General features: G+C 62.3%; 15 protein-coding genes and 1 pseudogene. 7 read left to right on the top strand and 9 right to left on the bottom strand.

All coding sequences use genetic code 11. The annotated features are described in order from the left end of the window. Position 1 precedes the first annotated feature (1 nt). The 4 genes from J2J99_RS24055 to J2J99_RS24040 are packed head-to-tail and all read right to left on the bottom strand — an operon-like array spanning position 2 to position 6,090. Positions 2-1,108, bottom strand: a complete 1,107-nt coding sequence (locus tag J2J99_RS24055; RefSeq protein ID WP_168301130.1) for an ABC transporter ATP-binding protein — start codon at positions 1,106-1,108, stop codon at positions 2-4. Further along, positions 1,096-2,460, bottom strand: a complete 1,365-nt coding sequence (gene pglB, locus J2J99_RS24050) for a polygalacturonase PglB (protein WP_168301132.1) — start codon at positions 2,458-2,460, stop codon at positions 1,096-1,098. Before pglB ends, J2J99_RS24055 begins: the two co-directional genes overlap by 13 nt. Next, the gene (gene bglB, locus J2J99_RS24045) at positions 2,457-3,551 is read right to left on the bottom strand and encodes a beta-galactosidase BglB (protein ID WP_168301134.1); all 1,095 of its coding nucleotides are present in this window, start codon (positions 3,549-3,551) and stop codon (positions 2,457-2,459) included. Before bglB ends, pglB begins: the two co-directional genes overlap by 4 nt. Positions 3,552-3,567: 16 nt before the next feature. After that, positions 3,568-6,090 (bottom strand): hypothetical protein, encoded by a 2,523-nt coding sequence (locus tag J2J99_RS24040; protein ID WP_168301137.1) that lies wholly within the window; start codon positions 6,088-6,090, stop codon positions 3,568-3,570. 190 nt (positions 6,091-6,280) lie between these two features. Between J2J99_RS24040 and J2J99_RS24035 the strand changes: the two genes are divergently transcribed. Further along, positions 6,281-7,567 carry an ABC transporter substrate-binding protein gene (locus tag J2J99_RS24035; RefSeq protein ID WP_168301139.1) on the top strand — a complete coding sequence of 429 codons (1,287 nt, stop codon included), beginning with the start codon at positions 6,281-6,283 and terminating at the stop codon, positions 7,565-7,567. Between the two features lie 85 nt (positions 7,568-7,652). Here the strand turns inward: J2J99_RS24035 and J2J99_RS24030 are convergent, their stop codons facing one another. Further along, positions 7,653-7,940, bottom strand: a complete 288-nt coding sequence (locus tag J2J99_RS24030) for a hypothetical protein (RefSeq protein ID WP_168301140.1) — start codon at positions 7,938-7,940, stop codon at positions 7,653-7,655. A gap of 111 nt (positions 7,941-8,051) precedes the next feature. Between J2J99_RS24030 and J2J99_RS24025 the strand changes: the two genes are divergently transcribed. Together J2J99_RS24025 and J2J99_RS34510 are read left to right on the top strand one after the other, a co-directional pair. Beyond that, positions 8,052-9,314 (top strand): DUF3422 domain-containing protein, encoded by a 1,263-nt coding sequence (locus J2J99_RS24025; RefSeq protein ID WP_168301142.1) that lies wholly within the window; start codon positions 8,052-8,054, stop codon positions 9,312-9,314. A 123-nt stretch (positions 9,315-9,437) separates the two neighbouring features. Beyond that, a pseudogene (locus J2J99_RS34510) lies at positions 9,438-9,651 on the top strand (methyl-accepting chemotaxis protein); the annotation flags it as partial. 21 nt (positions 9,652-9,672) lie between these two features. Here the strand turns inward: J2J99_RS34510 and J2J99_RS24015 are convergent. Genes J2J99_RS24015 through J2J99_RS24000 form a run of 4 tightly spaced genes read right to left on the bottom strand, consistent with a single transcriptional unit; the run spans position 9,673 to position 14,106 of the window. Further along, positions 9,673-10,557, bottom strand: coding sequence for a carbohydrate ABC transporter permease (locus J2J99_RS24015; RefSeq protein WP_168301144.1), 885 nt, complete (start codon positions 10,555-10,557; stop codon positions 9,673-9,675). After that, on the bottom strand, positions 10,547-11,473 hold the full coding sequence (locus tag J2J99_RS24010) for a carbohydrate ABC transporter permease (protein WP_168301219.1): 927 nt from the start codon (positions 11,471-11,473) through the stop codon (positions 10,547-10,549). Before J2J99_RS24010 ends, J2J99_RS24015 begins: the two co-directional genes overlap by 11 nt. A 37-nt stretch (positions 11,474-11,510) precedes the next feature. Beyond that, positions 11,511-12,734, bottom strand: coding sequence for an ABC transporter substrate-binding protein (locus tag J2J99_RS24005; protein ID WP_168301147.1), 1,224 nt, complete (start codon positions 12,732-12,734; stop codon positions 11,511-11,513). 49 nt (positions 12,735-12,783) lie between these two features. Beyond that, positions 12,784-14,106, bottom strand: coding sequence for an alpha-L-fucosidase (locus J2J99_RS24000; protein ID WP_168301155.1), 1,323 nt, complete (start codon positions 14,104-14,106; stop codon positions 12,784-12,786). A 208-nt stretch (positions 14,107-14,314) separates the two neighbouring features. Between J2J99_RS24000 and J2J99_RS23995 the strand changes: the two genes are divergently transcribed. The 4 genes from J2J99_RS23995 (at position 14,315) to J2J99_RS23980 (ending at position 18,563) form a co-directional block, all read left to right on the top strand. Then, the gene (locus J2J99_RS23995) at positions 14,315-15,322 is read left to right on the top strand and encodes a LacI family DNA-binding transcriptional regulator (RefSeq protein WP_168301157.1); all 1,008 of its coding nucleotides are present in this window, start codon (positions 14,315-14,317) and stop codon (positions 15,320-15,322) included. 295 nt (positions 15,323-15,617) lie between these two features. Then, on the top strand, positions 15,618-16,346 hold the full coding sequence (locus J2J99_RS23990) for a FadR/GntR family transcriptional regulator (RefSeq protein WP_168301221.1): 729 nt from the start codon (positions 15,618-15,620) through the stop codon (positions 16,344-16,346). A gap of 287 nt (positions 16,347-16,633) precedes the next feature. Further along, positions 16,634-17,647: an ABC transporter substrate-binding protein gene (locus J2J99_RS23985; RefSeq protein WP_168301160.1), complete on the top strand. Its 1,014-nt coding sequence runs from the start codon at positions 16,634-16,636 to the stop codon at positions 17,645-17,647. Positions 17,648-17,744: 97 nt separating this feature from the next. Beyond that, a complete protein-coding gene (locus J2J99_RS23980) occupies positions 17,745-18,563 on the top strand; it encodes an ABC transporter ATP-binding protein (RefSeq protein ID WP_168301163.1) in 819 nt (272 codons plus the stop codon). Positions 18,564-18,571 lie beyond the last annotated feature (8 nt).

Raw genomic sequence — 18,571 nt, 5'->3', positions numbered from 1 at the left:
GTCAGCGCCTCCCCTGTCCGGATCGGCGGCCAAAAGCCAGGCCGCTCTCGGGATCGAACAGATGAACACGGGCCGGATCGGCATCGATCATGATCCGGTCGCCCTGAACAGGTGCGAAATGGCCGGCTTCATGGATGATGATCTGCTCCTCCTGCCCGGCAAGATTGCCGTAGACATAGGTCTCGGTGCCGAGCCCCTCGTGATACTGGACGATGAACGGCAGGCCCTTTTCGCTGGAACGGGAAAAATGTGCGGGCCTTATGCCGGCAAGCACATCCTGCCCGACCGAGATGCCCGCGAGATCGACATCGCTGACGATCCTGCCGCCGCCGACGACATCGACGACCACGCCGCTCTCGCCGATGCCCGAGACCTTGCCCTTGACAATGTTCATGCGCGGCGAGCCGAGGAAACCGGCGACGAAGAGATTGCGCGGATGATCGAAGAGTTCGAGCGGCGCACCGACCTGTTCGACCCGCCCGGCGCGCAGTACGACGATCTTGTCGGCCATCGTCATCGCCTCGACCTGGTCGTGCGTCACATAAATCATCGTCGTCTTGATCTCGCGGTGGAGCTTGGTGATCTCCGCCCGGGTCTGGACGCGCAGCGCCGCATCAAGATTGGAAAGCGGCTCGTCGAAGAGGAAAATATCCGGTTCGCGCACGATCGCCCGGCCGATCGCCACGCGCTGGCGCTGGCCGCCGGAAAGCTGCTTCGGCCGCCGGTCGAGATAGGGTTCGATTGCCAGCATCCTGGCGGCTTCGGCAATGCGAGCGTCGATCTCGGCGCGCTTGAACTTCAGGTTTTCAAGGCCGAAAGCGAGATTCTTGCGCACGCTCATATGCGGATAGAGCGCATAGGACTGGAAGACCATGGCGATCTTGCGCTCGGCCGGCGAAAGGGCGCTGACGTCTCGGCCACCGATCGCGATCCCGCCCGACGTGACCTCTTCGAGGCCGGCAATGACGCGCAGCAGGGTCGACTTGCCGCAGCCCGACGGGCCGACGAAGACGACGAACTCGCCGTCCTTGATATCGAGCTCGACGTCATGCAGCACCTTGACGGAACCATACGACTTGTTGACGGTGGAAAGTTTCAGTTCTGCCATGCCCCACTCCCATCAGGTGCCGCCGTTTCGAAGACGACGTCGATTGCGTTCCAGCCTTGCGGCAGCGGTGTCGGCCTTGTTATCCGCACCTCGTTCATCAGGATGCCGGTGGCTCCTGCCACGTAGACGGCCGGCATACCGCCGGGATAATGCTCGAGACCGATCACCCGCCCGTCCGCTCCGCGGGTCCAGGCATTGGCGCGGCCACCGCCTTCGGCCTTCGGGGCGAGATCGGCATTGGTCGGCCGCAGATCGTAGGACTGCGCAGTGCCGAGTTCACCGGCCCGCTGGTCTATGCCGATGCGCGCCAGCGATACATTGCGGATGCCGGCGGGCGAAGTCGAAACGACGGCAATCGCCCCCTCCATGCGCCCGGTAATGTCCTCGACAATCAGGTTTTCGATCGCACCTGCCGGGCGCTCAGTGACGCGGTCGACGACGTTGACGCTCAACGCTTCCCCGGAGCCCCAGAAGCCGTCAAGCGTTTCGCGGCACTCCACTGCAATCCTGGAAAACCTCACGTTCGAGATCCGGCCGCCGTCACGCGAAAATAAGCCGAGCGCCCGGTTGGAGGATGAGACGCTGCAATCCTCGAAGACGACGTTGGTGACGTCGCCATGCGTTTCCGTGCCGATCTTCAGCGCGCAGCTGAGGCTCTGAACGGAGCAGCGGCGGACAAGAATATTCTCGCATCGCCCGATGGCGACACCCTGCGGACCGATGCTGGTCTTCAGACAGATGCCGTCGTCGGCCGTCGATATCGCGCAGTCCTCGATGACGGCGCCGCGGCAGGCATCGAGCACGATGCCATCCGTGTTGGGAAGACGGCGGTCGTTTTCGATGGTGACGTTGCGGACCGCGACGTCGGTGCAGTCGACGAAGTGCAGCGTCCACATCGGCGAGCGGCTGATATGGACGGCACTGATCTCGACCTCGTCGCAGCTCTCGAAGACGACGACGCGGGGGCGGAATTCCGCCGGGATGAAGGTCCCCACCGTCTCGTCGTCGCCGATGATGAAGCTCTCGCAGCCGGCCTCGATGCGCCCCGGGCCCGTCAGGCCGATCCGCCTTGCGCCCTTGGCGATGATCATACCGCGGTCCGACTTCTCTGCGATCACTGAAACGGTCGTATGAGCGTAAGCCTCATAATCGGGAACTGGACGCAGGATTGCGCCGGCGGCCAGGTGCAGGTCGACGCCCGAACGGAGCTGGAGCCCCCGGCAAAGGTGGATGCCCGCCAGAAGCTCCAGGCGTCCGCCGCCAGAAGCGGAGAGTTCGTCGATCGCCGCCTGCAGGCGGCCGGTATTGTCGCCGTCGAGCGCCTCAATTGCGACGAGGGAGATGGAAATCATTGGCGTCGGCCACTCTCGATAAGGACTTCGGTCAGTAGCAGCATGGTCAGCGCCTGGCCGTAGGGCGTCGGCAGGTTCGGGATGCGCCGATAGAAATCGAGATCATGACCCATCGGCGTGCCGTCCGAAACGCCATGGACGACACCCTCCTCGTCGATCTGGGCCAGTACGGCCTTGAGCGCGCGCTCGGCATGGACCTTGTCGCTCTCGCCGAGAATGCCGGCATCGATGGCGCGCAATATGCCATAGGCGATGCCCGCCGTGGCCGAGGTTTCCAGCGGCGAGGACGGGTCGTCCAGCAATGTCGTGAACATGCCGTCCGGCCGCTGATATGCCTTCAGCGAGCGAACTTGGCTGACGAGAACGTTCGACAGGAAGCGCCGGTCCTTCTCGCCGAGCTTCGGAACGAGATCGAAGAGTTCGGGGATGGCGACGGTGATCCAGGCATTCCCGCGCGCCCAGAAGGCATTGGCGAAATTGTGCCGGCCGTTGAAGGTCCAGCCGTGATACCAGAGACCACTGACCGGATCGGAGAGATAGCGTGTGTGGATCACGAACTGATAGACGGCCTCGTCGATCCAGTCGTTGCGCTCGCAGAGCACGCCGGCGCGGGCGAGGAACAGGCAGGCCATGAACAGCGTGTCGTCCCACAATTCGCCGTCGTTGAGGCGTTCCTTGACGACGTGCTGGAAGCCGCCCTCCTCCGTCTTCGGCAGCTCCTCGACCAGCCAATCGGCCCAGTCCTCGACGAGGGCGCGAAAATCCGGACGATCGACATGCTCGACGAGGATCGCCAGCGGCAGCATCGGCGCCGTGCTGTTGATCTGGCGCGGCGGCAGGCCGCGTTCAATCTGGCCGCTGTACCAGACGACAAGCTCCTGCAGCGCTTTCTGATCGTTGGTGGAGATCGCGCGCCTGAGGAATCCGTAGAGGCCGACGCCGACTTCCCAGTCCCATTCATCGAACTGGATCCCGGAGGTGGTGCCTCCCGTCACGAGACCTTCCTTGATGCCTCTAAGCCGGCTGAAGGCCGTTGCCACTCGATCGATTGTCGTCAGGAGGGCGGCGTTATCGACAAATGTTGTGTTCATGCTGGAGGCCTATATTTCAGGAGTAGAGCGGTCCGTCAGTGCCGGCGCCGGAGGCCGCACTGTCGTGGGTGAGGATCGGGTGCGGCTGCTCATGGGTGAACGGCCGGGGCTTGCCGCCGATCGAAAAACCGTCGGCATAGGAAAGAGAGAGCGCCGCCCCGCCGGACGGCGTCAGCGTCAGCAGGCGAAGCGCGGGATCGAAGGCAACCGTTGTCTGGCAGAGGCGTTCGAGGAAGGCCTTGAAGGCGTCGCCATTGCCGCATCCGACGATAGCGGCCCAGCCGCAGCGCGACCCGTAGGAGCGCGCCTCGCGACCGGCGGTCGGCCCCTCGGTGATCAGTTCCAAGCCGTTGGACGCCCATAGGGCAGAGAATCCCCGGCCCGAGCGGGCGATCAGCCATTTGTCTTCGACGATGAGATCGTCGAGGCCATCGCGGCCGATATAGGCATGCGTCCATGCATGCCGCGCGTCGCTTGTGTCCTCGATCAGCAGGGCGACATCGCGATGCTGGGCGACACGCGGCAGGATGCCGTTGCCGGCCCAATAGGACGGCCTTTGATTGCCCCAGGGATCGTCCTCTCCGGGATGATTGACCCAGAGTCTCGCCATTGGATGGCCGGCGAGCCGGATGTCGAGGACGTGCTGCTGGTGACCCTTCCGACCGGTCTTGTGATCGACCACCGTCGAGAGCTGTGCCGCCTCGTTCTTGAACAGCACCAGCTTTCCGCTCTCGAGCCCCTGACTATAGCGCACCTCGACGCTTCTGCCCCTGGGAAGAACGGCAAGCTCGGTCAGATCGGCGGGCGGCTCGTAGCCGCCGGCGCAGAACATCGTCAGTGCCGCCACGCCGTTGTTGAGCCAGCCGGTGCCGAAGGCGACCTGGGCAAAGGGTGCAAGCTCGGTCAGCGGGCCGGCGCGCAGTTCCTTGTCGTAGGCTCGACCCTGCGAGCCGGCCGGAACGCCGGCGAGCGTATGGAGGGCGATCATGCGGAAGATAAGGTCGATTTGGCCGCGGGCACGATCGGCGATCCCGCTCTCCGCCCAGCGCTCCAGCGCGAGCAGGCCGATGAAATCGATCGGGTAGTAGGCGGCCGAATTCCACTCTGCCAGGCCATGAGCCTCGACGCTGTCGAACCAGCGCCCGAGGCGCTCGACGGCAAGTTCCGCCTGCTGCCGTCCCGTGCGGCCCGAGGCCGAGAACACCGCGTCGGGGAGAAGAAGACCGGCCAGCAACTGGCTGGTATGGAAGCAGAGCACATGGTTCTCGCTCCAGAACCACATCGCGTCATTGCCCGGCTCGTCGACCCAGTAGCGATAAGAGAGAACGGAACGCCGGATGCGGTCGACCGTCGCCTCGGGCATCCGCTCGCCATAGGCGCCGAGCAGCCAGAGGAGCGGCACCATGATGAAATCAGAGCAATCCTCGCGCGCATCGATCGAGGCAAGCGTCGCATCGACGATACGGTCGAAGCTTTCCGGATCGTGATGGCCTGTTTCCATCATCGCGATGAGACGCCCGGCGCGGTTGGCGCCGAAACGGGCGCTGTATTCCAGCGCCTGCCGCTTGCGGGCGGAAAGCGACGCCTCTGCCGGCAATGGCGAGATGCTGCTCATGAAGGCGGCATCGATGACGCGGATGACGGAGCCAGGACCGGAACCGATCGTCATGTGGATGCCGTGATAACCATCGGCAATGCCGCAGACATCCTCGGCGATCAGACGGCTCTGATGGGCACGCAACGTCAGCTTCGAATGGGCGAGAACGGGCCGCTCATGGCCATGGCCGACGACCTTGAGTTCGACGGATAGGTCGCGCTCGGGGGCGGTGTCGAAGATGATTTCCAGCGGCTGATTGACGAAGACGTCTCGGGCAGGGCGCACGCCGCGCGAAAGAACTTCCAGTTCGCGCACTTCGTTCTGGTCCAGCGCTACCGGCAACAGCACGCAGAGCGGCTCCTTGTCCAGCATTTCAAGCTCGAAGAACCAGATCGTGTCACGCTCGGCGAGGTCTTCGGTATGGACGAGAATCTCGTTGTCGCCGGCCGCAAGCGGCAGCGCGATCTCGGTTGCGCTCTCGACGTTGCGCCTGAAGGGCTCGAAGCGCACAGCCTCCTGCCCGTTGACCCAGATGCGGACACCGCCGCAGGTCTTGAGCGCGAGATTGAGCGTGCGCGGTGCTTCCGTCCTGAAGGTGCCCTTCAACCATCGCCTGATATGTGTGGGCACATGCCAGAAGCTGGTAAACTCCACGCGACGGTTCGAACCGGGAAGACAGAGGCTTTCCGTCGGCCAGGACGTGTCCGGCTCCAGCGCCCGCCCGACCATGGTGGACCAGAAGGCCTTGCGGCACGGCAGGTCGCCGACATCGACGAAACCGTTGATGAAGCGGTAGTTCACGCGATCTTCGGCCGGTGCCGGCTCGCCGGGAAAATAGCTGGCAATGAGGCCGGAAACGGCCCAGGCCGTCACCGTCTGCCCCTCGGCCACGCTGTATGCCGGGGCCATGCGATCAGGCCGCTTGATGCTTTCCGTTTTCACAGATCGCCTCCTCCGCAATCCTATGAAAATATTTTCATTAGGTGATTTTGGTGCGATATTTTTATAATTGCTCAAAAACATCGCTATTCGCCCACAAAACAGCTTGACGGAATGAATGTCAAGTATATGAAATTCACTTATCGATGGCTGATGCCGCGATTGATGAAAATGTTTTCATGGGAGGATGAAAATGAAAACGTATCTCTCAGGGGCTTTCGCATTGGCGCTGGCCACCGTTTCTTTTGCCTGGTCGAGCGTCGCCATGGCCGAAACCCAGACAATCACCTTTCTCTTCACCGACGACGACCAGGCTTATGTCGAGCGGATGGAAGCGCTGAGCAAGGAATTCGAGACAGCGCATCCCGACATCAAGGTGAACTTCGTCTCCTCGGGTTACGATGCCGTCGCCAAGCAGCTGCCGGTGCAGCTTGCCATCGGTGAAGGTCCCGACGTCGCCAAGATCACCGACTGGCAGCTGGCGCCCTATTACCTCGACATGCGACCGCTGATGAAGGATCCCGATGGCTTCGCCAAACTGCACGGCGACAGCCTGAACACACTTCGTTTCCCCGGCGTCAACGAGCCGAACTCGATCAACGGCTATGTCGCCTCGCAGACCTTCAACCTGCCCTTCGTCAACAAGACGCTGTTCGAGCAGGCGAAAGAACCGCTTCCGAAGCCGACCGCCACGCTGAAGGACATCGTCGAAGCCTCGGCGCGCGTCGCCAAGGCGACCGGCGCCCAGATCCCCTTCACGATGGACCGCTCGGGCCACCGCTTCTCCGGCGCGGCCTTCTCCTACGGCTCCAACTACGTCAAGGACGGCAAGTTCTCGTTCCCCGACGATGCCGCCAAGCGCTACATCACCGATCTCTACAACTGGACCAAGGACGGCTCCTTTCCGAAGGAAATGTGGGGCGCGGCCGGCGGAACCCAGTACAAGAACATGGGTGACGAGTTCGTTAACGGCAATGTCGTGACCTATCTCGCCGGCAACTGGATGGTCAATCCGTTCCAGAAGAAGATCGGCGACGCCTTCGACTGGACGGCGATCAGCGCGCCCTGCGGAGATGCCGGTTGCTATGCGATGCCTGGTGGTACCGCAATCGTCGGCTTCAAGCGCACCAAGTACCCCCAGGCCGTGGCCTCCTTCATCGAGTTCCTCGGGTCTGAAAAGGTCCAGCGTGAAATCGCCGAAAACTACGTCATCCTGACTGGCGCCGACATCAAGGATCCGCAGTACAAGCTCGACAGCCAGAATGCCAAGGACGCCATGGCCGTCTTCCTCGCGGCCCGCGACAGTGCGCCGCAAGCCGCCCGCGATCTGGAACGGCTCAAGGGATCCGGGGCCATCTATCAGCTCATCGTCCAGCGGATGAGCCAGCTGATCGTCGGCGAACTTTCCCTCGAAGACACGTTCAAGGCGATGAGCGCGGACGTCGACAAGGTCAACGTGGCGCTCGCCGCCAACAAGTAACCGGCCGCGCCTGTCTCCCACAGATTGCGCGCTGCATCAGCCACGACCTCGCAACAGGCCGTGGCTGATCGTTTTCTACCCCCGCCTACGCCACCGTCTCGAACAGTTCGATCGGTTTCGAATTGTCGATGAGCTGGACCACGCTACGCCAGAAAGGTAGCGTCATGAACGTCAACGAACGAAACAGAGGGCCCCGCTCGGACCGCAAACCCGCCTCGGCGTTATCGTGGCGCAGGTCGACGGGCGGCTTATGCTCGTCACCGGCTGCCTCTTCTTTACGGTTGGTGGTTTCTGGCGCACGCTCGAGCGACCCGGCTGGCCGCCGCGGCAGATCGGCGCGGACGGAAAGGATGGTTCGTTGACGTCGTGACACGGACTTCACGAGAGGCTATAGGCGTGTCGGCCTGCGCGGCGCGCCGGCGTCAGGCTCAACTTACTGAAGCCGGCAAACCGGCGGCGGTCCAGCCCATTGAGGTGCATTTCCATGCCACTCGGCTCCGAGCATCCGCTGCGAAGGGAACTTCACAACGAGCTCCATGCGCGCCCCTCGCTCTACTTCGATGGCGACACCGATGTCTGGCACGTCGCCATCGTCGGCGAGAATGGCCCTCCTTCGCTGCCCGGTTCCGTACCGGGATTGGAAGATGTGACCACGACCGGCGAGGGCAACCACGGCATCGGCCGCGTCGGCGACGGCCGGCTGAAATGGGAAGCCCATACCGAGTTCCTCACACTCACCTTCGTCGTGCCGGCGTCGGCCGAACCCGGCAGCAACCCGCCGGACGCCTTTCGAGCCTGCTGCAGCCAGATTGGCGGAAAGGTCATAGCCGCCGTGCGCGTGCTGGTGCGTGACGAAAAGGACGGGCGCATCCTGGAAAAACCTAGGCTCGACTATGTCGCTTCGCGGGTCGGCGGCGGCGACGCCGAGGTGCATTCGAACTTTCGACTGACCGACAGCGGCTTCCTCGAGTTCCTGTTCTTCAACCGCAACCTCAACGCCTATCGCACCGGCCGCATGGTCCGGCGTTTCCTGGAAATCGAGACATATCGGATGATGGCGCTGCTGGCGTTGCCGATGGCGCGCGAGACCGTGTCGAAGCTTTCCGCCTTTGACCAGCGCCTCGATCTCCTGATCGTCCATATGCAGAGCGCCGTCAAAGTCGATAAGGCGCTGTTATCCGAGGTGACGAGGCTCTCCTCCGATGTGCTCAACTTTTCGGCACTCGCCCGCCACCGCTTCGGGGCGACGAAAGCCTATGCCGAAATCGTGGCGAGCAGGCTGTCGGAGCTTCGAGAAGAGCGCGTCGAGCAAAGACAAAGGCTCGGTACATTCATCGACCGACGCTTCCAACCTGCTGTCCGCTCGGTCTATGCGGCAGAACGGCGCCTCGACGAGCTGGCCGAGCGCGTCAGCCTGGCCGGTGACCTGCTCAGAACCACGGTGCAGGTTCAGCTCGAAGATCAAAACGCCTCACTGCTGACCTCGATGGAAGAGCGGGCGCGCATCCAGGTGCATATCCAGCAGGCGGTCGAAGGCTTCTCCGTCATCGCCATCACCTACTACACCATCGGCCTGGCGAAGATCTGCCTCGAAAGCATTTCCGCCTTGGGTGTCGATCCGCACGTGACGAAACTCGCCGTTCTCGGTGCCATCCCGCTCGTGCTCTTCGCCGTCTGGACCGCGGTTCGCCATGTCCGCAGAAGCATCGCCGGCACACCACACGGCCCGACATCAGGAAGCCACTAACGCGACCGCCGCTCTTTCGAGGCGGCGGCGTGATCTTGGCTGCGTCAGCCGAACGTTACGACGCCATCGCGTAATGGCGGAGTTCCGATACCCGGCCGCTGCCCGTCTTGAACCGCCGCAGCAAACCTGCTGGCGCTGAATGTCGGCGTCGAGGCGGCGCGTGCCGGCGAGGCCGGCAAGGGTTTCGCCGTCGTCGCCCAGGAAGTCCGCGAGCTCGCCCCAGCGTTCCGCCAATGCCGAACGCGAGATCAAGGAAGTGATCTCGACCTCCTCGGCACAGGTCAAGACCGGCGTTGAGCTGGTGGGCGAATCCGGCCTGTGGCTCGAACAGATCGTCGAAAGTCTTTGTTTTCAAATATCAGCGTCCGCCAAAGCCGGAGCCGACGGTGATGCCCTTATAAATCACCCGCTGCAGCACGATCGCGAGAATGACGCCCGGCACCATGGATATTGTCGCGCCGGCCATGATGTAGTTCCAGGCAGTGCCCTGCTGCGTCTGGAACAGGGTGAGCCCGAGCGGCAGCGTGGCCTTGTCGAGACCGCTGGTGGCGATCAGCGGCCAGAGAAAGCTCTTCCACTGGGCGATGAAGGTGAAGAGCGACAAGAGGCCGATCGCCGGCATGGCGAGCGGCACGATGACGGTGACCAGGATGCGCAGGCGCGAGGCCCCGTCCATCATCGCCGCCTCGTCGAGATCCTTGGGAATTCCGAGGATGAACTGGCGCAGCAGGAAGGTGCCGAAAGAGGAGAAGGCGACCGGCAGGATCATGCCGTAATAGGTGTTGATCCAGCCGAGCTTGCTGACGACGAGAAAGAGCGGGATGACCAGCATCACCTGCGGGATCATCAGCGTGCTGAGATGGGTGAGCAGCAGCCCTTCTCGGCCGGCAAACCTGAGCCGGGCGAAGGCGTAGGCGGACAGGCAGGAGACCACGAGTACGATCGCAGTCACGCCGCAGGCGACGATGAAGGAATTCATCAGGAAGGTGCCGAAGGGCAGCGAAACCAGCGCCTCGACGAAATTGCCCCAATGATATTCCTCGGGCAGGATGCGCACCGGCACGGCCAGCACTTCGGTATTGGAGCGCACCGCATTCGACACCATCCAGAAGAAGGGAAAGAGAAAGAGCAGCGCGATCAGCGAAAGGCCCGCATAGCTGATGAAGGTGCCGATGCGCCGCAGGAGGCGGTGCCGGTTCCGCGACAGGGAATGCGGGTGCCGTGAGGACGCGTCAGTCGTCATAATGCACCCATTTGCGCTGCATGTGGAACTGCAGGATCGTGAGGCCCATGATCATGACGAACATCACCCAGGCGAGCGCCGAAGCATAACCCATCTGGAAATTGGTGAAGCCCTTCTGGTAGATGGCGAAGCCGAGGGTGGCCGTCGCCGAGCCCGGGCCGCCGCGCGTCATGGCGAAGACCTCGTCAAAGACCTGCAGCGAGGTGATGGCCGTCATGACGGTGGCGAAAAACACGGTCGGCGAGATGAGCGGCAGGCGGATGCGCCAGAAGCGCCGCCAGGGCCCTGCCCCGTCGATCATCGCCGCTTCGAGATAGTGCTTCGGCACCAGGTCGAGCGCGGCGTTGAACATCACGACGTTGTAGCCGACATTGGCCCAGAGTGTCACGAGCACGACCGCCTGCATGGCCCAGCTCGAACTCAGCAGGAAATTCGGAAGGCCGAGGCCGAGCCACCGAATGACGCTGTCGGCGAGCCCGTCCGGCGTGAAGATCAGCAGCCACACCACAGAGGCTGCGATCGTCGGGGTGAAGGTCGGCAGGAAGAAGATTACCCGGAAGATCGCCTTGCCGCGCTTGAGGCTCGATATCCAGACCGCAATCGTCAGCGAGACGATGATATTCAGCGCCAGATACTCGACGGCGAAGAACAGCGTATTGCCGAGGATGGTATAGAAGGCCGGATCGATGGTGAAGAGCTTGACATAGTTCTGAAAGCCGACGAAGGACGGCGTCGTCAGCAACTGCCAATTGGTGAAGGACAGCGCCAGCGACGCCAGGATCGGCAGGGCCATGAAGATCATGAAGCCGAGGAAACTTGGCAGCAGGAACAGCATGGCCGTCTGCGTTTCCGGCTTCAGGAAGCGCCGGGGCTGACCGGGCTGCAGGCTGATTTCGACGACGGCGCTTTCCGACATCTTTTCCTCCATGCGCGGCGATTCCTGCCGCGGCGCTCTATTGCTGCGCGAGGCTCTGGATGGACTCCATCGTCTGCTTGGCGTCGGCGCTGCCGCCGAAGGCGGGCGGGAAATACTGGTTGAAGAGGTTTTCCACCGCCGCCCAGTTATTGGTGATCGCATAAGGCACCGAATGCTCCAGCGAATAGTCGAGCGCCTCGCCGCCATTGGTGATGTCCTTGGCAGCCACCTTATACCAGGAGGATTGCGAGGCCGAGCGGGCCGGGAGTGCACGCCCCTGCTCGGCGAGATATTGCAGCGCCTCGGGACTGGTCAGCACCTGGATCGCCTTCCAGGCCGCATCCTTGTTCTTGCTCGTCGTGGCAATGCCGAAACCGGAGCCGGCCGTGACCGCGGCAAGGTCCTTGTCGTTCTCGCGCGGCAGGGTGGTGAGGCCGATCTTGAACTTGGCTTTGTCCTTCATGCCGATGATCGACCAGGGACCGTCGATATACATGGCGACATTGCCCGAATTGAACCGGCCCTGGATGACAGTGCCAGCATCGGCGCTCGATGGCACCAGCGGCGCGATCTTGTCCTTGGCGGCAAAGCCTATCACCCTGTCGGCAGCGGCGATGGCACTTTGATTGGTAAGGTCGAGCTCTCCTGAATCATTGACATATTTATCGCCCCAGGCCGAGGCGAGGACCGAATAGTTCTGGGGCGTGATGCCGAAACCGTATTTGCCGTCCTTGGTGAGTTTCTTGGCGGCGTCGGTGAATTCGGCGAGCGTCCAGCCCGGCTTCGGCAGCGGAACGGCGGCGGATTCCAACGCATCCTGGTTATAGTAGATGACCCATGGGCCGACGTCATAGGGCAGGCCGTAGAGCTGCTTGTCGACGGACATGCCGCCGATGATCGAGGGCGTGAATGCGCCGACATCGAACTTGTCGGCCGCGATCCGGTCGTTCAAAGGTTCGAGCAGCGAGTAGAAATTCGGCATGCGCAACGACTGCATGGAAACGATGTCGGCGAGCTGGCCCGAGGCCGCCAGCACCGGCAGGCGGGTCCAGTAGTCGACCCAACCCGTCGTCGTCAGCGTTACCTTGATATCGGGATATTTGGCGGTCACCATTTCGGCCAGGTGCTGCCAGCCCTTGGTGTCGGCATCGGAACCGCTCCACATCTGCCAAGTCAGGTTGATCTGCTCGGCCGATGCCGTTGTCGCAAAGAGGCTGCCGCCGATTGCGGCAAGCAAAAGCGTTTTCTTCAGAACCTTCATGGGTTTCTCCTCCCTCCATGACGCAATGAACACGCGAATGCGACCGATTTCACGCCTTGAGGATGATCTCGATCACCGGGACGGTAACGTCAGGTCGCCGGACCGGCAGTTCGAGCGTGATCATGCCCTCCGGCACCATTACGCCGATATTGGAATCCACTTCCTTCGTCTGGCTGAGCCAGCGCACTTCGCTGGCATCGTGCAGGAATTGCGCATAGGCGATCCTGTCGGCGAGGCCCTCGATATGAATGTGGCGGTAGGGCCAGTTGTAGACATGCAGATAGAGGCGGTTGCCGCGCTGGGTGTAGCGACAGCCGGGCGGCACCGTAAATTCGGACGGGCCGGCGCCGTAGATCGAGCGCCCGTTGACCTCCATCCAGTTCTGGTAAACCTCGAGCGCGGCGATGGCGCGGGCGTCGAAGGTGCCGCGGCCGGTCGGGCCGACATTCATCAGGAGGTTGCCGCCGAGCGCGACGGAATCGATCAGCAACTGGATGATCTGCTCCGGGCTCTTCCAGCTATTCTCGTCGCGGTGATAGCCCCAGGAGCCGCTGAAGGTGTGGCAGGCTTCCCAGAGCACACCCTGGCTGGCGATGGCGGGCGCCACGCGCGGCGTATACTGCTCCGGCGTCGTCACGTCCGGCAGCTTGCCCGGCGGCAGATCGAGGCGGTTGTTGACGATGATTTCCGGCTGCAGCTCGCGCACCAGTTCGAGCAGCCGCTCGCTCTCCCAGTCCGCGCGACCCTTGCCGGGCAGCCCCCGATATTCGCGGCCGGGATAGCTGAAATCGAACCAGATGATGTCGATGGGGCCGAAACCGGTCAGAAGCTCGCGCACCTGTTCGCGCATATAGGCGGCGTAATTGGCGATGTTGCGCCCCGCATTCAGCACCTCGGCGTCGGGATGGTTGCGCAAGGGGTGGTGGACGTCGATCGGAAAGTCGGGATGGTGCCAGTCGAGCAGCGAATAGTAGAAGCCGATCCTCAGCCCCTCGGCGCGGAAGGCCTCGACCAGCGGCGTCAGCAGATCCCTGCCGCAGGGCGTGTTCGGTGCCTTGTAATCGGTGACCTGACTGTCCCACAGGCAGAAGCCTTCATGATGCTTGGTCGTCACCACGACATATTTCATGCCGGCGAGCCGGGCACGGCGCGCCCACGCCTTGGGATCGTAAAGATCAGGATCGAAATTCTCGAAATAGCGCTGGTAGTGGTCGTCGTTCAGCTCTTCGCGGTTCTTCAACCACTCATGCCTCGCCCCGAGAGCATAAAGGCCCCAATGGATGAACATGCCAAGGCGATCATGGCTGAACCAGGCGTGCTTGCCCGCCCCTCCCGATACAGGATTTTCCGGCTGGCGTTCCGAACTCGTCACAGGTTTCTCCTCCCTGTTCTCCGGCTCGACATCATATCGAACCGGTTCGGTGGCTGATCATCTTGCCTGATCCTGCGCCTGTCAAGCCGAAAATCGAAAATCGTAGAACGCGGCGCCATTGGCAAGGATCCTGGCCTACCACGCAGGAGAAGTTGCGCAGACGAAAGAAATCTGACAAAAGAAAAACCTTAGAACCGGTTCGATAAACATGACAACCATACGAGATGTCGCGCGCCTGGCGGGAGTTTCGATCTCAACCGTCTCGCTTGCGCTCAACAGCCCGAAGCGGGTCGGCGCCGAGACGCTGGACCGCATCCAGCACGCGATCAAATCGACCGGCTACCGCGTCGATCCGGTGGCCCAGACGCTGGCGCGCGGGCGCAGCTCGCTCATCGGTTTCGTGTCGGCCAATCTCAGCAATATGTTCTTCGGCGACATCCGCCGCGAGATCGAGCATCAGGCGCTCGACCACGGCTATTTCGTCCTGATCGCAGACTCCTCCGGCAGGGCCGATCTCGAACGGGCGCTGCTGGAGCGGATGGAAGCCCAGAAGATCGCCGGCATTGCGCTGGCAACAAACGGCCACGGCGCGGAATACGCGGCGTTTCTGCGCGACTTCAAGACGCCGATCGTGATGTTCGACCAGAAGGTTGAGGGTGCCGAACGCGACTTCGTCGGCTCCGACAATCCGCTGACGACGACGATCCTGACCGAGCACCTGCTGCAGCTCGGCCATCGGCGCATCGCCTTCATCTCCGGCCCGAGCGGGCTGCACACCGCCGACGAGCGCCTGAAAGGCTTCATGGATACGATGGCCGCCGCCGGCGTCGATGTCGATCCTTCGCTGGTGACCGAAGGCGGCTATACGAGAACCGGCGGCCATACTCAGGCGATGCGGCTGCTGACCCGCCGCGACCGGCCGACCGCAATCATCGGCGCCAACAACATGATGGGCCTCGCGACGCTGCAGGTAATGCAGGAAATGGGTTTCCGCTGCCCTGAAGACGTATCGCTGGCGATGGTCGACGACGTGCCCTGGAGCACCGTCATCACGCCGCGCATCACCATGGTGGTTCAGGATGCGCAGAAGCTTGGCGAACTGGCGGCGCAGCGGCTGTTGGCAAGGATATCAAGCCCCGAGGCAGCCGCCGAGCCGCCGCAGGATTTCATCCTGACGCCGAGATTCGTGCGGGGGGAATCGACCAGGCGGCTTTGAGCAATTCTCTCCTGAACTACTCCAAGCGGGCGAAGCCCAAATGCAAGGAGCAAGTTGCGCCACGTCCTTCGAGGCTTCGCCCTCCGGGCTATGCACCTCGGGATGAGATGCGTACGAGGATGCCACGCTCCAACGCCGAAGAGATACCGCACCGTGCAGCCACCCTGGCGAGATGCCTCGTTCATTATTGAAATAACCAGAAATTTGTCATACATGTGTGATGAATCGAGGATTTCGATGCCGTCGCTCCTGGCAGCATCCGGATCAAAGCCGATGCGGGGGTCGAGGCATGGCTATACAGGTGAAGGATCGCAGCAGAGGCTCGGGTTCGCTGGTTTCACGGGTCGGCGAAAGTCTTCGACAAGCGATCCTCAGCGGCCAATATGCCGCCGGCGAGAAGCTTCCGAGTGAGCATGAACTCACTGAGACGCACAGCGTCAGCCGAACCGTGGTGCGCGAGGCCGTCGCCGCACTTCGCTCCGACGGACTCGTCGAAGTTCGACAAGGCGCGGGAATTTTCGTCATCGGCCCCGACCCGGCGCTGTCAGGGCGGAAGGTCGACAAGGCTCGTGTCGCTTCCGATCTTGAGGTGCTGGAAATCCGCACGCCCGTCGAGATCGAGGCGGCGGGACTTGCCGCGCTGCGTCGCTCGCCGGCGCAGGAGGAGGCGATCTTCGAATGCCACCGGAAGATCCTGCTTTGCATCGAGACAGATCAATCCATCCGCGAGGCGGATCTCGAGCTCCATGTCGCCATCGCCGAGGCGACCAACAACCCGCTTTTCAAGCACTTTCTCGAATCCCAAGGCATGGCGATCATCCCGCAATCAAGGGTCGTTCCCGAATCGAGAACCGCCGAGCAGACCGCTTATCGCAAGCTGATCCACCGGGAGCATGAAGCGATTATCATGGCGATCTCTGACAGGGACGACCAGGCCGCACGCCACGCCATGCGCGATCACCTCGTCGGCAGCCAGGCCAGGTACCGGAATCTGCTGAAGGATCTGCGCAGCTTTACGAGCTGAGAGCAAAGAGAAGCTCCGTAGCATTGCAAGCTTCCCGGGCATCAAGAGCCAACCCATCCATATAGCTCGGTCAGGAAGCAACCGCCTGGCCGGTTTAGGCGTCCGCGCCTATGGTAGAGGACTATGAACGGCGAGACGCTTGGATGATTTGCGAGGACCGCCTGACCCTTCCGCGGCTGAAAGCTAGTTGAAAGCTTCGACGTCATAGGAAAAGGGCAGCATCGTGGAGGAGACACGGTCTAAGTGGCGAGACGACGATGCGGATAAACCACCAGGAGGAGATTTCCATGCGTTCTTCACGCAGCCTTTTTCACACCGTCGCTTTTTCCGCGCTGCTGACCGCGGCATCCTTTGCTTCAACAGCTGCCCATGCGGCCGACAAGATCACGATCATGGTCGGAGGCTACGAGAAGCAGATCTATCTGCCCGCCAAGCTCGCCGAATCCCTTGGCTATTTCAAGGACGAAGGGCTCGATGTCGAGCTCCTGAACGAAGCGGCCGGCGTCGATGCCGAAAACCAGCTGCTGGCTGGTGCCGTCCAGGGCGTTGTCGGCTTCTACGATCACTGCGTCGACCTGCAGGCCAAAGGCAAATTCGTTGAATCCATCGTCCAGTTCAGCCAGGCGCCGGGCGAAGTCGAAATGGTTTCGAGCAAACACCCAGAAATCAAATCGCCGGCCGATTTCAAGGGCAAGAGCCTCGGCGTCACCGGTCTCGGCTCGTCGACGAACTTCCTGACGCTTTACATGGCCTCGAAGGCCGGTCTTCAGCCGGGCGACGTCGTCACCATTCCCGTCGGCGCCGGCGGCACCTTCATCGCGGCGATGCAGCAGGATCAGATCCAGGCCGGCATGACGACCGAGCCGACCATCTCGCGCCTGATCAAGACCGGCGAGGCGAGTGTCCTCGTCGACATGCGCACGGTCGAGGCGACCCGCAAGGCGCTCGGTGGAACCTATCCGGCCGCCTCCCTCTACATGGAGACCGCCTGGGTCGATGAACACAAGGAAGAGGCGCAGAAACTCGCCAATGCCTTCGTCAAGACGCTGAAGTACATCAATACCCATTCCGCCGCCGAGATCGCCGACAAGATGCCGAAAGACTTCTACGTCGGCGACAAGGACGGCTACGTCAAGGCTCTCGACGAGGGCAAGGGCATGTTCACGGCCGATGGTGTCATGCCGGAAGACGGTCCGAAGACCGTCCTTGCCGTGCTCTCGGAATTCTCCAAGAACGTCAAGGGCAAGCAGATCGATCTTTCCAAGACCTACACGACGGAATTCGTCAAGAACGTCAAGTAGGTCAGTCGCGCCGCTCCCGGCTCCCAAGCGGGAGCGGCCTCCCTTCGATCATGGGCATTGCGTGCGCGCGTCCAAAAAGCACGCTTCGGGTATCACCATGCAACAGACCAGCAATCAGACCCCGGCGATCGAGCTGATCAATGTCAGCCGCCGCTTCGTCTCGCCGACCGGCAAGTCACTGACGGCGCTGCGCGATTTCAACATGACGGTCGCCCGCGGCGAGTTCGTCGCCGTCGTCGGCCCTACCGGATGCGGCAAATCGACGACGCTCAATCTCGTAACGGGCCTCGCACGCCCTTCCGCCGGCGAAGTCCGCCTGATGGGCGGGCCGATCACCGGCATCGATCCGCGCGTCGGCTTCGCATTTCAGACCGACGCGCTCTTTCCCTGGAGGAATGTCATCGACAACGTCATGGCCGGTCCGCTGTTTCGCGGCAAGCCACGCGCCGAGGCTGAGAAGATGGCCCGCGACTGGCTGGCGCGTGTCGGCCTGTCGAAGTTTCTGCAACACTATCCCCATCAGCTCTCCGGCGGCATGCGCAAGCGCGTCTCGCTGGCGCAGACCTTCATCAACGAACCCGAGATCCTGCTGATGGACGAGCCCTTTTCGGCGCTCGACGTGCAGACCCGCACCGTCATGCACGAGGAACTTCTGAAGCTCTGGGCGGAGCGCAAGGCTTCGGTGGTGTTCGTCACCCACGACCTCGAAGAGGCGGTGGCGCTTGCCGACAAGGTCTATGTGCTGACCGCCGGCCCGGCGACGGTCAAGTCGGTCTATCCGATCGACCTTCCCCGGCCCCGCGTCGTGTCGGAGATCCGCTACGAGCAGAACTTCATCGATTATTGCAAGACGATCTGGGAGGACCTGCGCGAGGAGGTCGAAACCAGCTACCGCCGCGCAAGCGAAGCGGCCTGACGGGAGGA

The sequence above is a fragment of the Rhizobium binae genome, assembly GCF_017357225.1.
Lineage (GTDB): Bacteria > Pseudomonadota > Alphaproteobacteria > Rhizobiales > Rhizobiaceae > Rhizobium > Rhizobium binae.
The sequence above is the reverse complement of the archived record's forward strand: the minus strand, read 5'-3'. Positions and strand labels throughout refer to the sequence as shown.

Coding starts and splice junctions, on each gene's coding strand:
- J2J99_RS24055 (WP_168301130.1), bottom strand. CDS start 1,108: ATGGCAGAACTGAAACTTTCCACCGTCAACAAGTCGTATGGTTCCGTC.
- pglB (WP_168301132.1), bottom strand. CDS start 2,460: ATGATTTCCATCTCCCTCGTCGCAATTGAGGCGCTCGACGGCGACAAT.
- bglB (WP_168301134.1), bottom strand. CDS start 3,551: ATGAACACAACATTTGTCGATAACGCCGCCCTCCTGACGACAATCGAT.
- J2J99_RS24035 (WP_168301139.1), top strand. CDS start 6,281: ATGAAAACGTATCTCTCAGGGGCTTTCGCATTGGCGCTGGCCACCGTT.
- J2J99_RS24025 (WP_168301142.1), top strand. CDS start 8,052: ATGCCACTCGGCTCCGAGCATCCGCTGCGAAGGGAACTTCACAACGAG.
- J2J99_RS24015 (WP_168301144.1), bottom strand. CDS start 10,557: ATGACGACTGACGCGTCCTCACGGCACCCGCATTCCCTGTCGCGGAAC.
- J2J99_RS24010 (WP_168301219.1), bottom strand. CDS start 11,473: ATGTCGGAAAGCGCCGTCGTCGAAATCAGCCTGCAGCCCGGTCAGCCC.
- J2J99_RS24005 (WP_168301147.1), bottom strand. CDS start 12,734: ATGAAGGTTCTGAAGAAAACGCTTTTGCTTGCCGCAATCGGCGGCAGC.
- J2J99_RS23995 (WP_168301157.1), top strand. CDS start 14,315: ATGACAACCATACGAGATGTCGCGCGCCTGGCGGGAGTTTCGATCTCA.
- J2J99_RS23985 (WP_168301160.1), top strand. CDS start 16,634: ATGCGTTCTTCACGCAGCCTTTTTCACACCGTCGCTTTTTCCGCGCTG.
- J2J99_RS23980 (WP_168301163.1), top strand. CDS start 17,745: ATGCAACAGACCAGCAATCAGACCCCGGCGATCGAGCTGATCAATGTC.